The organism is Siphonobacter sp. SORGH_AS_1065 (assembly GCF_030818595.1).
GTDB lineage: Bacteria > Bacteroidota > Bacteroidia > Cytophagales > Spirosomataceae > Siphonobacter.
This window is the reverse complement of sequence record NZ_JAUTAM010000008.1, coordinates 1-15,591: the sequence shown is the minus strand read 5'-3', so window position 1 is coordinate 15,591 and position 15,591 is coordinate 1. Positions and strand designations below refer to the sequence as shown.

The following is a 15,591-nucleotide window of genomic DNA, read 5'->3' as shown; positions in this document are numbered from 1 at the left end:
TTCAATTAGTTTTGGTTAAGTGTAGGACTAATAAGGTCTCTTTTTGAGGGGCCTTTATTTATTTTCCTCCTTATCACGGTAAGCTTTGCTTCGTGTCTGAAATAGGTAGTACATTTACACAGAACGGCCTAAGCCGACTACTTCATCAATCTATCATGTTTTCAGAATTTTTAGCGGAACCTTCGATCGTTCAGCCAGTTCGGCTGGATGCTAACGAGAACCCCAATGGTCCCTCTCCGCTCGTGCAGAAGGCCATTCTTCAAGCCCTTTCCTCGGTTAATCGGTATACGTTCAGCGAGTTACCCCGGCTTCAGGCCAGCATCGCTGCGTACGAAGGAGTCCCTACAGCACAAGTTCAGTTAGGTGCCGGTATTTCTGACCTGCTGGAAAAGATCGCCTTACGGTTATTTCAAAATCCCGGTACTCTGATTTTGCCCAGTCCAACCTTTCCTTTATTGGGGAATGCGGTTAAGGGCATGGGTTCCAACTGCGTAAGTATTCCCTGCTTATCGAATGGGTCACACAATCTGGCCGCTATGGAAGCCGCCCTTACGGAAGAAACTCGTCTGGTTTACGTCTGCAACCCTAATAACCCAACGGGCAGCATCACTCCGAGTGCTGAGTTAGTAGAATTTTGCAAGCGTATCAGTAAACGAGTACCCGTCGTGGTAGATGAAGCCTATCTTGATCTGGCCGTTGATGTCCCGAGTATGGCTTCGCTTTTACGGGAAGGATACAATGTTATCATCATGCGAACTTTTTCTAAGGGTCTCGGTCTGGCAGGGTTACGCATTGGTTATATGCTGGGTCAGCCAAGTTTTTTGAAACCCTTACAGGAAATAATGGCTTATAATGGTCTGATGTTGAGCAACATTGCCGTTCAGGCGGCTTTCGCAGCTCTGGAAGACCGGCCATTTCATGAGTCTTACATTGCAGAAAATCATCGGGTTCGAAACGAGGTTTCGCAGGCTTTGCTTGAAATGGGTTATGAAATCATTCCTTCCTTTACCAATTTCATTTTATTCAGTATTACAGGGCCTGCCCTAGATTTTGAGCTATACTTTAAAGAGCGAGGCTATGTTCTCAAGACCATGGCTTTGGACGGAAAAACCTGGTGCCGTCTCAGTCTTGGAACGCGGGATCAGATGAAGAGTTTTTGCCAGCTTCTTAAAACTATCCATTCTTAATTCCCTAATCTCCGTATCGAAAGCATCGATACGGAGATCAATCCTTAGTTCGTAACTTGATTCTTCCAGTAAAGAAAAACGCCGAACAATATCCTAAACTCATGGGTCGACAGATGAGCTTTTAAACTGTCCAATGCTTTGTAAAGTAATTTATAGGTACTACTGGAAGATATACCCAGAATCTCGGCAATTTCCTCGTACTCAAGCCCTTCATAATACTTCAGGTGAATAATCTCCCGTTGCCGAGGGCTCATCTTCTCCAACGCTTTTTCGAGATTTTCCTTCACTTTCTGCTGATGCTCGGCCTGAATCATCGTAACATCATGCCCAAGTTCAATCTGAAAGGTATAATCTCCTTCGGATTCAAAAAAATCAAGCAGGGGCGTCGCATATTCGAGCTTACGAAACAGCGTTCTCCGGAAAGCTTTATACAGGTAATTTTTTACGGAAGGGGTTTCTTTAATTGAAGTTCGATTGAGCCACAACTTTACAAACAGATCCTGAATGGCATCTTCAATCGCTAATTCATCGGGACTGAATTTGCGTCCGTAATTATACAGACGGCGGCGGTAGGTGTTGAAAAGCAATTGAAACGCCTGCTCATCACCTGCTCTGAATTCATCCCACCATTTCTCTTCTTCCATTGCCAATGGATGCTAATCGCTTTTCTTTTAGAATCGTTTTGGAGTATAATTTGGTATAAAGTGCATGCAAAGGCGAAGTTTACGCAAGATATGAAAAAACACAGAACTTTCTATGGGAATATCAGCACTTTAGCTTACAGTGAGTATGATTTATTTTAGATTTGTAATGCGTAAGTCGCTCGTTTTGCGAACCGAGCCTGCCCTATTCCTTTTTTAAAAGCTATACGCTCTGGCCGACTGCTTATGTTATACCGCATTGCCTTTTTCAGTTCCTCTAAACAACTCCTTCAGGAACAGGAGCTCATTGCCATTTTAGATCAGTTTGCCACAACCGTTGACGCCTTTGACATTAAAGGAGTTTTCATTTATCTTAATGGAAGCATGCTGCAAATGGGCGAAGCTGAGCTTGAAAAGTTCGAAGCTTTTATCGATTTATTAAAGTCAGATCCACGCCAAACCTACATTACTATTCTCTCCAAAAATCCCATTGAACAGCGGATTTTTAGCCGAAAATATCTCTTTTATAAAACATTGGATGCCAAGAATTTTTCCGGCTTAAGCGAGGTCATCAGCACTGTCTTTTCGCCTGATTACGGGAATAATCCAGATAATGAAATGATCAAAATTGTTACTAACTTTTTCCAGGATAATTATCGAAATTAACTAATCTATTGATTTATTAATCAACCTATTGAGTAGTATTGCCCATTATAAATACATGAGTCGAGTAATTAATTGAGATGAATAAGTTCATACCCATACATGCTTAATTTAAAAGCTATAACTATTCTCTAAAACATGATTAATAACTAGTAGCCCCAGGCAATTAATTACCAGGGCGTGTATTTCCTTATCCAATTGTTAACGCTATGAACTAATCCTTTCTTTAGGAAATCTTAAAGCTCAGCAACTGATAGTGTATTCTGAGGGTACGCATTCCATCCTACAGGAGAATTTTTAGGTTAATTGAGATGAAACCCAATCCATTAAGTATTGATTACCAGTCGTTTTACTGATTCACTAGCAATGGTAGTTTAATTGGGCATACCCGTATCTCCCTTGACTATTACCCTAGGAAAAGCCCACTCAATTCATGAAAATTGAGTGGGCTTTTCCTAGGGTAATAATTAACTAGGCAATCAGACTGGCATTCAGTTTAATTTCGAAACTAAACGCTCCGCTTACGGGACAGGTTTTTTCAGCTTCAGCGGCGATTTTCTGAAATTCTTCCTCCGTAATACCGGGTACTTTTGCCTGTAACGTTAATTCAGACAAGGTAATCTTTCCGTTATCCAAGGTAATAACTGATTCCGTTTCCAAAGATTCTACGGTATAACCCGCCTGCGTCAAATCCAGGTCTAATTTCATGGTGAAACAACCTGCGTGAGCTGCGGCCAGTAACTCCTCGGGGTTCGTTCCTACTCCTTCAGCAAAACGGCTATTGAATGAATATTGAGTCTTGTTAAGCGTAGTACTTTGCGTCGTTAAATGACCTGCTCCTGATTTAATGTCTCCGTTCCAAACGGCTGTAGCTCTGCGTTTCATGATTGTGTTGTTTTTGTAATAGATTGATTAGAAATATTTTGTACCAAATAGTACAATATTGGTTAAAAAAATTTACTCGATTACGGCCAGATTCAATTTTAAAAGTTCAGCCAGTTTTGCCGAATCCGTTTCCATCCGACGCGTTACGTTAATGCCATTCCACAGATTAATCAGATACGACGCCAGCGTTGCCGGAGGCAGGTTTGTTTGAAGTAACCCCAGGTCTTTTCCTCGCTGCATGGCTTCTTCAAAAATACTTTCCAGCAGGGTTAGGTAATGAGCAGCCAGCAACTTAAGTCCTGAATCGTTTTCGCTAATCTGTACAAGAGCATTCCCAAAGTAGCAACCCTGATTCCCAATCGGCGATTGTTCTCCCACTAAACCCAAAAAGAAGTCCTTAATCAGCTTAACGGGGTTATCACAGGCATGAATGGCTGATCTCAACTCTCTGAAATTCTGATCCACCACCCGCTTCATGGATTTTTCGAACAGTTCCTGTTTGCCTCCTTTGAAAGCCAGGTAAAAACTGCCCTTGCCAATACCCATGGCTTTAAGCAAATCGTCTGCTGAAGCGTTGGCGTAGCCTTTTTCCCAAAATACGCCCACCGCCCGATCAAGGGCCCTTTCTTCGTCGTATATTTTGGGTCTGCCTGCCATTTCCTGTTTGTTTTGCTCTACAAAGGTATAATATTGTACCATTTAGTACAAAATATTTTTTCATTTATTTTTAAATTCTTTTCGCATCCGACTCCTCTGTGATCTGATCCTTATTATTAGCAAAAACTGAACGCGACCTTTTACCTTTGACTAACTCTTATTCCTGCAAAAGCCTTGACAGAAAAGTTTCGTTATAAATTTCAGGTCCGTTGGACTGCTTTGCTCGGAGCCCTGAGCTTCGGCATTGTGGTGCCTACGTTTTACATTCCCATGGAGTTGGGGTCCTCCGCTCACCTGCTCTCCATTCTAGTGGCTACCCTGACCAGTTATATCATTTGGGAAGGAAGCAAGCTCATTCAGGCCTTAACGCTGTACTTCTTTCCCTGGGAACGCAGCATTACCAAACACCTGGTGTATGAAGTCCTGGGAATTTTTCTATTCTCTTCGTTGAGTCTGATTTGCGGAATTCTGATTTATGGCCGACTCGTAGCATCCGAATTAATCACGCTTGGCGTAATCGTCCAGAATGCGTTCGTTTCCTTCCTGCTCGCGTTGCTTTTTACGGCTTTCAATGAAGGAACTTTTCTTTTTAACCAATGGAAACAGTCGCTGGTTGAACAGGAAAAACTTCGGCAGGAAAACCTCGTGGCCCGCCTTGAAGGGCTCAAAAAACAACTCGATCCGCACTTTCTCTTCAATAGCCTGAGTGTGCTTAGCGGTGTAGTGTATAAAGATCCGGCTCTGGCCGATTTGTATATCAGTAAACTAGCCCAGGTGTATCGGTATGTGTTAGATCACACCGAAGAAAAACAGGTGCCTTTAGCTGCCGAAATTTCCGTAGTTGAAGCTTATTTATTCCTGCTCAATGTTCGGTTCTATCATAAAATCGAAGCCCGCATTGAGCTTTCCCACGCCCAACGGGCTCAGGTATTGCCCCTTTCCATTCAGTTATTGGTGGAAAACGCTGTCAAGCATAATTACATTTCCGACGAACACCCGCTCACGCTTTCCATTTATACGGAAGGTTCAACGCTTTGGGTGACCAACAGCATTCACACCAAATCGGGAAAGGTTAATTCGAGCGGTATTGGACTGAAAAACCTACAGGCTCGTTACCAGTTTATGACCGGACAGTCGATTGTGGTGGAACCCGATTCAAGCGTATTCCGGGTAGGGTTACCCTTGATTTACTCTGAAAAAGCATGAAAGTAGTTATCATTGAAGACGAATATTTTTCAGCCGAAAAGCTCCGGTTTTTACTGGAAAAACTTGATCCTACTATTGAAGTACTGGCGGTATTGCCCTCGGTTGAAAAAAGCGTAGCCTGGTTCAGTGCTCATGCCGAACCTGACTTGATCTTCTCCGACATTCAACTGGAAGATCAGGAAAGTTTCGAGTTATTCGAACGGCTCTCCATCGATGCTCCCATCATTTATACCACCGCCTACGACCAATACGCCATTCAGGCCTTCAAGCAAAACAGCATCGATTATCTACTGAAACCCATTCAACCCGAAGAATTACGGGCGGCCTTGAAAAAGTACGAAAATCAGGCGTATCGTTTATTGAAAAAAGGTTTGTTACCCACGCCTCAACCAACGAAGTCTGAACCCAAAGAGCGTTTTATGGTGCGGAAAGGAAATGGCTTCGCCGTGGTTAAAGTTCAGGACATCGCTTATTTCAAAAGCGAAGACAAACTCAGTTTTGTCGTTACCTTCGACCAGCAGAAACTGTTAATTGACGCGACACTGGAAGAACTCAGCGAACAGTTAGATCCCCGTCGCTTCAACCGGATCAGCCGTAATCGATTGGTTTGCATTGACAGCATTCATAAAATTCACCCGCATTTCAATGGTCGGTTGAAACTGGAGTTAATGCCACCGGACGAAGAGGAAGTATTCGTCAGTCGCGACCGGGCTACGGCCTTTAAAGAATGGATTAACTCCTGACCTTGCTTTTTTGGCCCTACGATTCAGTCAGGTAATGTTACAACTCGGGAAGTGAATTCGACCAGTCATCGCTAAAAGCTCGGTTTAGAGCCTCTCAGACCGAATATTTACTGAAAAAAGTAAAACAAAAGCGATGACTGCAATCCTCATATTCTTTGCTATACACTGGTACGGAGCCTTATTTTTCCAGACCGTTTTCCTTCACCGTTACGCTGCCCACCAGGCCTTTACCATGTCCAAAGGCTGGGAACGGACGTTTTTTGTATTAACCTGGATTTTTCAGGGTTCGAATTACCTGAGTGCTTACGCCTACGGCGTGATGCACCGCATGCACCATGCCTACGCCGATACGGAAAACGATCCGCACTCGCCGATGTACAGCAATGGCATTTTTGATATGATGCTGAAAACGGCTAAATTCTACTCGGCCATTCGCGAACGCCGCATTGCGGTTGATCCTAAATTTACCGCCAACGTTCCTGATTGGAAAAGTTTCGATGATTTTGCTTCCAGCCGGGTTTCCCGTGTGGCCTGGGGTACGCTCTATACGCTTTTCTACATCTACTTCGCACCGTCCTGGGGCTGGTTCCTGTTGCTGCCCGTTCATTACCTGCTGTCACCCATTCACGGTGCCATTATCAACTGGTTTGCTCACAAAATTGGCTATACGACCTTCAAGGTTAACGATACTTCAAAAAACCTGATGCCCGTGGATTTTCTGATGATGGGCGAAGGTTTTCACAACAACCACCACACCTACGGAAACCGGGCCAACTTTGCCTTCAAATGGTTTGAAATTGATCCTTCGTATCAAATCATGAAAGTATTGAATGTTCTCAACGTCATTCAGTTACCCAAAGAAAAAGGCCGTACAAAGGTCTTTATGGAGAAAAGAAAAATGGCCTCCTAAGCGATCCACGTCGTTAGTCCTGTAAAAGGTAACCACTGAAATGGTTACCTTTTATTTTTTTACCCGGGTTGCGTGCTGACTATTTGTAAGTTAACATAGTGAGTAGCCTTCCAATCGTAAGTCGATGGAAGAATCTACCAAATAATTAACCTGTATTCCGTATTTTTACTCGAATTTTTGCAAACAAAATCTGGGTAAGGCCATACTACAGCGATCTTTCGATACGGATCAGGAGTTACTAGCTCGTCTTCAAGAAGGAGACGAAAGTGTATTCTCGTCCCTGTATGATCGGTACTGGTCTCCCTTGTATGCGTACGTCTATAACCGCATTCGGCTAATCGAGGAAAGCGAAGAGCTGGTTCAGGAAGTCTTCATTATTTTCTGGGAAAATCACTCGGCCCTGACCGTTACCGACTCCCTCGCTCCTTACCTGTTCAGTGTGCTCAAAAAGCGGTTACTCTCCTATTTCCGTTCGGAAAAAGTACGCAGCCAATACGCCGAACACTTTAGTCATTTTCTTTCACAGCAAGTCGATAATTCTACCGATGAAGAATGGGCGGCGGAAGATTTGAAACAACGCATTGAATACGCCATCCGTGAGTTACCCAATAAATGTCAGCAGGTGTTCTGGATGAGTCGGCGACAGCAGCTTTCCATTGAGGAAATTGCCCGGGAACTACAGATTTCAAACCGAACGGTTGAAAACTATTTGACAACGGCCCTCAAGCATCTCCGATCGGTGCTGGGTGATTCTATTTTATTACTAGCCATCGGAATGCTATTTTGCCATTGATTAATAGGCTTTTTCCGAAATCACAGGAAGTTTATTTTACTAATTTTAAATTTCTCAAAAAATAATTGCCTTTCGACTGTGTGTTGAAGCCCACTTAGGGAATATAACAGTAGAGAGGCAGCTAGAGGCGTGAATTTTTAGGTTTATTAACCCGAGTATTTCACCTTTTTTCCACTCTAACCTGATTGCATCACTTTATGAATGAAGAACAATTTGACCGGATCTTAAGGAAAGTTCTGGACGGAACCGCTACGCCTATCGAACAGAAACAGGTCGATCAGTGGCTGGCTTCTTTCCCTGAACAGGCTTTTGAAGAAATACCGGCCATTGAAAAACAAGCGATTAAAAACCGAATGCAGGAACGCATTCAAAAACACATTCAACCCAACCCGGTACGTCGCCTGCCCTGGTATCGGCACATCGCCTGGCAACTGGCAGCAGCTCTGGTAGTACTGATCGGAGCCGGACTGGCAGGTTATCAATACTGGACCAACCGTGTTACCCTTGAAATGGCTTATGCAAATGCGAAAGAGATTCATAAAGTCATATTACCCGATGGAACGCTGGTATGGTTGAAAGACTCCAGTAGTCTGGAGTATCCGTCCCGATTTACGGGAAACCTCCGGGAAGTAAAATTGCATGGAGAAGCGTTTTTTGAAGTAGCCAAAAACCCTGAACACCCATTCATGATTCATTCGGGCCGCATGACGACTAAGGTTTTAGGAACCAGCTTTAATATCCGAAACCGGGCTGAAAAGCTGGAAGTGGTCGTATTTACGGGAAAAGTAATGTTAAGCTCGCCGCAGGGTCAGGTTACTTTATTACCCGCTCAAAAGGCCGTTTATCAACAGAAAAGTCAGGATTTTAAACCGGAGATTCTGCAACCCAGCGAACCCGAAAAGCTGACCTATATTCAGGGAACGGAGTATCCCATGCAGTTTGAGGACGTACCGATGTTTGAAGTGTTAACCCGTATTGAGAAGAAGTTTAACGTTCACATCATCAGCGATAAAAAGTCCATTTATGACTGTTTATTAAGAGCCGATTTAACAGACCAGTCGCTGGAAAATACATTATCCGTCTTAACGCAAACTTTTGGGGGTACGTATGTCATCGAAGGGGCAAGCGTTGAGTTAAAAGGTCTTAACTGCCAGTAATTTTCTATTCACTTAATCATTTATTCACTTCTATTTCTGACTGGATGACATAAACCTGTTCTCAACTCTTTAAAAAAGGCCAGAAGTGCCCCCGCACTCCTGACCTTACATGAACACCCAGTAACGCAATTACTCCCGCTCTAGGAAAGCGGGCAGGCTGTTCATTGTCTTATTCCGAAAACCGTCTGAATAAAACTTGACCAAATTAATGCTAAAAATTTATACCCCCCAAACCGTCACTTATCAACTTATGCGATTTACGGTTTATCAATGCTTTCTGGTGCTATGGCTGGCTTCCATGACCTTTGCTCACACCAACTACGCCCAGGGCGTTCTGGATCGTTCGGTCACTATCTCGATTCAGAATCTTACGTTAAAACAAACGCTGCAACAGCTCGAAGCTAAGGCGAGTGTACGATTCGTATACAGCAGCAGTTGGCCACAAATGAATCAGAAAGTAACGGTTTCAACGGTCAATACTTCCCTGAATCAGGTATTAGAAAAGGTATTAACTCCCGCGGGGATGACCTTTCAGCCACACGCGAATTCTAACATGATTGTGATTAAGCCCCTGAAATCAACCAGCTCAACGGACGTTCCGCTGGAAATTCAGCGGGAAGTGAGCGGTCAGGTGGTCAGTGCGGATAACGATCAGCCCATGATTGGGGTAAGTGTTCGGGTTAAAGGTACCTCTCAAGGAACCGTTACGAACGACCGAGGTGAATTTCGCATTACTACACCCGACAAAGGAATTGTGTTAATATTCAGCTACGTAGGCTACGAAACCCGCGAGGTAGGGATAGGTACCCAATCGTATCTGAAAGTAGATCTGAAGCCCAAAGATGCTTCGTTAAACGATGTAGTGGTCATCGGTTATGGAACTACCACTCAACGTTATAACACCGGGGCGGTTAGCTCCATTACTGCGAAAGACATCTCCGTCCAGACCATTTCTAACCCGCTGGTTGCCTTACAGGGTAGAATTGCGGGAGCTCAGATTACGCAGAATAATGGTTTACCCGGCAGTTCCGTTCGTATCCAGATTCGCGGCCAGGGTTCATTATCTTCAGGTACGGTTCCTCTCTACGTAGTTGATGGTGTTCCGTTTACCCTGTTTAATGGTGGACAACCCGCCAATGACAACCTGAATGCTTATGGTATTTCTGGTGCCAATGGTGAGCAAAGCCCTTTAAGCCTGATTCCCCCCGAAGATATTGAGCGAATTGACGTATTGAAAGATGCAGATGCTACGGCCATTTACGGTTCACGCGGATCGAACGGTGTCATTTTGATTACTACGAAGAAAGGCAAAGCCGGGAGAACCCAGTTCAATGTTAATGTCAACAGCGGAGCGGGAAAAGTGCCTCATTATATCCCCATGCTCAATACGGAACAATACCTTTCTTTACGCAAGGAAGCTTTTGCCCGAGCGAAGGTAACGCCTAATACTTCGAACGCTCCAGATTTAACCTTATGGGATCAGAACGCTAACACGGATTGGCAACGCAAATACCTGGGCGGCACGGCTCAATTTGTGAATGCCAGTGCATCGGTCTCGGGAGGCAATGCCTTCAACTCTTTCTTATTCAGTGGTTTATATCGCAAAGAAGGCACCGTATTCCCCGGAAATCTGGGAGCTACTACCCTTTCGGGACGTTTCGCTGGTAGTCACACCACGGCGAACCAGAAATTCAGAATCGATTTCACGACCTCTTACTCTCACCTCAAGAACAACCTGGTTGGATCGGATCTTACTTCTGTCTACAGTCTGGCTCCCAACTATCCGCTGTATAATGCGGACGGTAGCTTGAACTGGACCGGAGGTTCAAACCCGGAAGGTCTGCTTATGCAGGAGTTTGACAACGTAAGCACGAACTTCATTACCCAACTGAATTTAAAATATACCATCTTACCCGGCCTGGACGTAAAAATCAACAATGGTTATACGTTGACGGGTATCGATCAAATTCAGGTTAATCCGGCCCGTTCACAAAACCCGTTGTATAACCCCATTAGCTCGTCCGTTTTTGCTAACAATAAAATCGAATCTTATATTGTAGAGCCTCAGGTAGACTACCGCAAAGCTTTTGGGAAAAGTCAAATCAATGTTCTGGTTGGGGGAACGTTCCAACAATCAAATGCTACGGGCCAATCCATTGAAGGCCGTAATTACACCAATGATGCTCTCCTTAAATCTTTAATAGGAGCGGGTACTATACTCGTTACCCAAAATAACTATTCGCTCTATAAATACACTTCTGCTTTTGGTCGGGTAAACTATAGCTGGGACAACAAGTACATTCTTAACGGAACCTTCCGCCGCGATGGCTCATCCCGCTTTGGTCCTAGCCATCGTTTTGGAAACTTTGGGGCTATTGGAGCTGCCTGGCTGGTTTCTTCGGAAGAGTTCATGAAAACACTTCCCTGGTTTAGTTACCTGAAACTCAGAAGTAGCTATGGTTTGACGGGTAATGATCAGATTCCTAACTATGCCTATCTCCCTACCTATCAGCTCACGAGTAGCACTAATGTTTATTCAGGAACGGCTACGTTGGTTAATTATAATATTCCTAATCCAACGCTCCATTGGGAAACGACCCGGAAACTCGAAGTAGCTCTCGAAATGGGTTTCTTTCACGATCGGATTCTGCTGAAATCTGCTTACTTCCGTAATCGTTCGGGCGATCAGTTGGCCAGTACCAACATGCCTACCCAGTCAGGGGTGAATTCCTTTTCGAGTAACCTGGATGCCGTCATTCAGAATAAGGGATTTGAATTCGAACTGAATACCATCAATGTAGCTACGGCTGCGTTGCGATGGTCAACGAATATCAATTTTACATTCCTGAGAAATAAGCTCCTTTCCATTGGCGATCCCAAAAAGCTTTTCAATTCCAGCTCTTATACCATTGGCCAGCCCGTCAACGCAACCCGCCTGTATCAATACACTGGTCTGGATGCCAACGGTTTGCCAACCGTACAGGATATTGATGGCGATGGCGTCATTAACTTCAACAAAGATCGAGTGATGGCTCCTATCGGGAATCCCTTCTTTGGTGGTATCAATAACTCACTTTCCTACAAGAATTTCCAGTTAGATGTATTCCTGCGGTTTAATCACCGAATGGGCTATCAATTTAATTTTTCTGATTTATACGGCTTCCCCTTAGGTAATAGTGTGGCAAACAAAACAACGGCGGCTCTGAACCGGTGGTCCGAGAGCAATCCTAACGGTGTTTATCCGGCAGCTACTACGCTTTATTCATCCGCGTTTAGCTACTATTCTTCCTCGAATGCTCTGTGGGGAGATGCCTCTTTCCTCAAGCTCAGTACGGTAAGTCTGTCCTATAACCTTCCTGCTGCCTTGATTCAGCCCCTTCAGCTTTCGAAAGTTTCGGTGTATGTACAAGGGCAAAATATGTTTACCTGGGCCAAACAGAAATACATCCTTGATCCTGAAACTTCACTGCCCGGTACGGGTACCGGGTTGGGTTCGGGCCAGTTCCAGGCAGTGCCTCAGCTCCGTACCATTGTTGCAGGTCTTAATGTGTCATTCTAAGCAGGATATTCCCATGAAATCTATCTTTCGTTTTCCCCTCTTTATTACATTGGCAGGTTTAAGTCTTGCTTCATGTGAGAAGTTTGTAAGCATTGATTATCCTCCCACCGTTATTGGGGTAGATGACGCTTTTAGCTCTGATGCCTCAGCTACCAGCGTGGTGTTAAATATGTATTCTACCGTTCGCAGTAACCCTACCATCTACTGGACTGTATTTGGCGGACTGTTGAGCGACGAATTGGAATACACTCCTACTAACTCAGATCTGGAACAATTCGAAAACAATACGGTTTCTCCACTCAATACGTTTGTTTCTGAGTATATCTGGTTCGAGGGTTATCGTTTTATTCGTCAGGCCAACATGGCGATTGAGGGTATTTCTAAGTCACCGGGTATGACTGAAGCAGGCAAAAAACAGTTGCTCGGCGAAAGCAAATTCTGGCGTGCCTACGCACTATTCCATTTGGTAAATTACTTCGGGGATGTGCCTTTAACGGTTTCATCGGATGAGTTTCTAAATGCTGGCCTTCCCCGAACTCCGGCAGCTCAGGTTTGGGCTCAGGTCATCACCGATTTGAAGGACGCCAAAGCCAGTCTGCCGACAGCATACGTAGGTAGCTTACGTACCCGAATCAACAAACACACGGCTTCGGCATTGTTAGCACGTGCGTACCTGTATACCAAAGACTACGCGAATGCCGCTGCGGAAGCTTCGGAAGTGATTGGTTCGGGGACGTATAGCCTGGGAGATCTTTCTACGACCTTTGTTAACAATAGTAACGAAACGATTTTTCAGACGGCTACCTTACTGGGCTTCACAAGACTGGGAGCGAATTACCGTACATCCAATCCTAATGCGGCTCCAGGTTTTGTGTTGAAATCAAACTTTGTTCGTTCGTTCGAAGCGGGGGATAAACGTCGTACGGCCTGGGTCGATTCCATGACCATTGGGAGTACCGTATACCAGCGGATCAACAAATACAAACTTCAAACGGCAACAGCGGGTAACGAAAACAACGTGATGTTCCGACTGGCCGAACAGTATCTGATTCGGGCTGAGGCACAGGCAAATTTGAATCAGTTCACGGCAGCTAAAGCGGATTTAGACATCGTTCGCAGCCGGGCTGGCCTGTCGGCTTCTACCGCCACTACGCAAAGTGCCTTGCTAGCAGCGATTTTGCAGGAACGTAAAGTAGAGTTTTTCGGAGAATTCGGCCATCGCTGGTTTGACCTCAAGCGAACTAACCAGGCTGATGCCGTGCTAACTCCGATTAAACCCGGCTGGAAAACGACAGGACTGTTAATGCCCATTCCTTCAACCCAGCTTGAAGCGAATCCAGCATTAACGCAAAACTCAGGCTATTAATCACTCACTAATAACCAATATCTATTTATGAAAAAAATAACCACCCTGGCTGGACTGATGCTCATGAGTATCTCGGCCTCGTTTGCTCAAAAAGCCCCGGCTTCGACGTACCTGATTAAGGGTGAGATTAAAGGTTTAAAGGAAGAGAAGATTTATCTGTATTACCCCAAAGGCAGTGAGTCGGGCCGTGATTCCATTGTAACGAAAGATGGCAAGTTTGCCTTCAAAGGTGCTTTAGACCATGAAGGAACGGCTTCGCTTTCACTGGCTTCCAATCGTCAGCAATTCGTAGCCTTTTTTATAATGCCGGGCGTTCCTACCACGGTCACCGCCGTGAAAGACTCCCTTTCAAAAGCTACTATTCAGGGAGCGAAGGAAAATAAGGAGTGGAAGCAGCACCGTCATGAGCTGGAGTCCATCGTTTTCACGCAGTTACAGGCCATTGAAAAGAAGTACGCTGGCTATCGATCAGGCCCTAAACAGACCCTACCCGATAGTCTGGCGAAACTTCAGTCCAAGGAAATTCAGAACCAGTTCAAACGGGCCGATAGCCTTTCTCAGGCTTTCATTAAATCTCATCCGAATTCAGTGGTAAGTCCCATGTTGGCCATCAGTTACTACAGCATGGAACCCGAAGCGGAAAAACTTCCGGGCCTGTACGCGGGCATGAGCCCAGCCGTTCAGAACTCATACTACGGAAAACAGATCAAAACACTGACCACCGATCTGGCCAAGATTGGACTAGGTAAGCCCGCTCCTGAATTCTCCATGGCCGATACCTCCGGCAAAGCGGTTGCCTTATCCTCGCTGAAAGGGAAATATGTACTGGTAGATTTCTGGGCGAGCTGGTGCGGCCCCTGCCGAAAAGAAAATCCAAACGTAGTAGCTGCGTATAACAAGTACCGTGACAAAGGATTTGAAATTCTGGGTGTTTCGCTGGACTCTAAAAAAGCAGCCTGGGTGAAAGCTATCGAAGCCGATAAATTAACCTGGCCGCATGTTTCAGATCTAAAAGGCTGGCAGAATGAAGCCGCCGGACTGTACGTAGTGAAGGTAGTTCCTACTAATTTTCTGTTGGATAAAGACGGAAAAATCGTTGCTAAAAACTTACGTGGAGCCGATCTCGAAAAGAAACTGGCGGAGTTATTAAAATAATGATTAAACCGGGAAGAGGGAGTTTCTTACTCTTCCCGGAAACTAAATAGTAGGTTTCAGTTTTTACTCTTCATCAACATTTTACTGAAACTTTAGAAATTCTATGAAAACGCAGGCAGAGCCCCGAGCATTAGATCTCAGCGAAAAATTCAATCACCTGTGGCACTTGGTGGGTAATACGCCCATGCTTGAAATTTTTTATACCCTTGAAGGAATCAGCCGTTCCATTTTTGTAAAATGCGAGCATTATAATCTGACGGGAAGTATCAAAGATCGCATGGCCTTATACATTCTCGATCAGGCGTATCGTCAGGGAAAAATCAACCCATCGGATACCATCGTCGAAGCAACTTCGGGCAATACCGGCATTGCCTTTTCTGCTCTGGGTAAAGCCCTGGGTCATTCCGTTCGGATCATCATGCCAAACTGGCTGAGCCGCGAACGCATTGATATTATCCAAAGTCTTGGAGCCGATATCACACTGGTTAGTAAGGAAGAAGGCGGTTTTCTGGGTAGTATTCGTCTCAGTGAGGAACTGGCCGCTCAAGGGGGTGTTTTCCTGCCCCAGCAATTTGAAAATCAGTATAATGCCGAAGCACACGAACGAACCACTGGTCCCGAAATCTGGCGACAACTGGATTTGATTAATAAAAAGCCGGATGCTTTTGT

General features: G+C 44.8%; 14 protein-coding genes. 11 read left to right on the top strand and 3 right to left on the bottom strand.

The window, feature by feature from the left end; genetic code table 11:
* Positions 1–155: 155 nt before the first annotated feature.
* On the top strand, positions 156–1,187 hold the full coding sequence (locus QE390_RS22685) for a histidinol-phosphate transaminase (protein WP_307144021.1): 1,032 nt from the start codon (positions 156–158) through the stop codon (positions 1,185–1,187).
* A gap of 44 nt (positions 1,188–1,231) precedes the next feature.
* On the opposite strand, the gene QE390_RS22680 is transcribed toward QE390_RS22685, so the two are convergent.
* Complete coding sequence (locus tag QE390_RS22680; RefSeq protein ID WP_307144020.1) at positions 1,232–1,831, bottom strand: RNA polymerase sigma factor; 600 nt, start codon at positions 1,829–1,831, stop codon at positions 1,232–1,234.
* 243 nt (positions 1,832–2,074) lie between these two features.
* Between QE390_RS22680 and QE390_RS22675 the strand changes: the two genes are divergently transcribed.
* Positions 2,075–2,494: a BLUF domain-containing protein gene (locus QE390_RS22675; RefSeq protein WP_307144019.1), complete on the top strand. Its 420-nt coding sequence runs from the start codon at positions 2,075–2,077 to the stop codon at positions 2,492–2,494.
* A gap of 468 nt (positions 2,495–2,962) precedes the next feature.
* Here the strand turns inward: QE390_RS22675 and QE390_RS22670 are convergent, their stop codons facing one another.
* Together QE390_RS22670 and QE390_RS22665 are read right to left on the bottom strand one after the other, a co-directional pair.
* The gene (locus tag QE390_RS22670) at positions 2,963–3,376 is read right to left on the bottom strand and encodes an OsmC family peroxiredoxin (protein ID WP_106636094.1); all 414 of its coding nucleotides are present in this window, start codon (positions 3,374–3,376) and stop codon (positions 2,963–2,965) included.
* Positions 3,377–3,448: 72 nt separating this feature from the next.
* Positions 3,449–4,075 (bottom strand): TetR/AcrR family transcriptional regulator, encoded by a 627-nt coding sequence (locus QE390_RS22665; protein WP_307144018.1) that lies wholly within the window; start codon positions 4,073–4,075, stop codon positions 3,449–3,451.
* Between the two features lie 132 nt (positions 4,076–4,207).
* On the opposite strand from QE390_RS22665, the gene QE390_RS22660 reads away from it, so the two are divergent.
* From QE390_RS22660 to QE390_RS22620, 9 genes are all read left to right on the top strand, one after another.
* Complete coding sequence (locus QE390_RS22660; protein WP_106636092.1) at positions 4,208–5,239, top strand: sensor histidine kinase; 1,032 nt, start codon at positions 4,208–4,210, stop codon at positions 5,237–5,239.
* A complete protein-coding gene (locus QE390_RS22655) occupies positions 5,236–5,982 on the top strand; it encodes a LytTR family DNA-binding domain-containing protein (protein ID WP_307144016.1) in 747 nt (248 codons plus the stop codon). The genes QE390_RS22660 and QE390_RS22655 overlap by 4 nt, the downstream gene beginning before the upstream one ends.
* A 133-nt stretch (positions 5,983–6,115) precedes the next feature.
* Positions 6,116–6,892: an acyl-CoA desaturase gene (locus QE390_RS22650; RefSeq protein ID WP_106636090.1), complete on the top strand. Its 777-nt coding sequence runs from the start codon at positions 6,116–6,118 to the stop codon at positions 6,890–6,892.
* 154 nt (positions 6,893–7,046) lie between these two features.
* Positions 7,047–7,685 carry an RNA polymerase sigma factor gene (locus tag QE390_RS22645; protein ID WP_307144248.1) on the top strand — a complete coding sequence of 213 codons (639 nt, stop codon included), beginning with the start codon at positions 7,047–7,049 and terminating at the stop codon, positions 7,683–7,685.
* A gap of 197 nt (positions 7,686–7,882) precedes the next feature.
* Positions 7,883–8,842: a FecR family protein gene (locus QE390_RS22640; protein ID WP_307144015.1), complete on the top strand. Its 960-nt coding sequence runs from the start codon at positions 7,883–7,885 to the stop codon at positions 8,840–8,842.
* A gap of 208 nt (positions 8,843–9,050) precedes the next feature.
* Positions 9,051–12,401, top strand: a complete 3,351-nt coding sequence (locus QE390_RS22635; RefSeq protein WP_307144014.1) for a SusC/RagA family TonB-linked outer membrane protein — start codon at positions 9,051–9,053, stop codon at positions 12,399–12,401.
* A gap of 13 nt (positions 12,402–12,414) precedes the next feature.
* Positions 12,415–13,767, top strand: a complete 1,353-nt coding sequence (locus tag QE390_RS22630) for a RagB/SusD family nutrient uptake outer membrane protein (protein WP_307144013.1) — start codon at positions 12,415–12,417, stop codon at positions 13,765–13,767.
* Between the two features lie 27 nt (positions 13,768–13,794).
* Positions 13,795–14,922 (top strand): TlpA disulfide reductase family protein, encoded by a 1,128-nt coding sequence (locus tag QE390_RS22625; protein WP_307144012.1) that lies wholly within the window; start codon positions 13,795–13,797, stop codon positions 14,920–14,922.
* 103 nt (positions 14,923–15,025) lie between these two features.
* Positions 15,026–15,591: PLP-dependent cysteine synthase family protein (locus QE390_RS22620; protein ID WP_307144011.1), on the top strand; the 566-nt coding region annotated here is incomplete at its 3' end.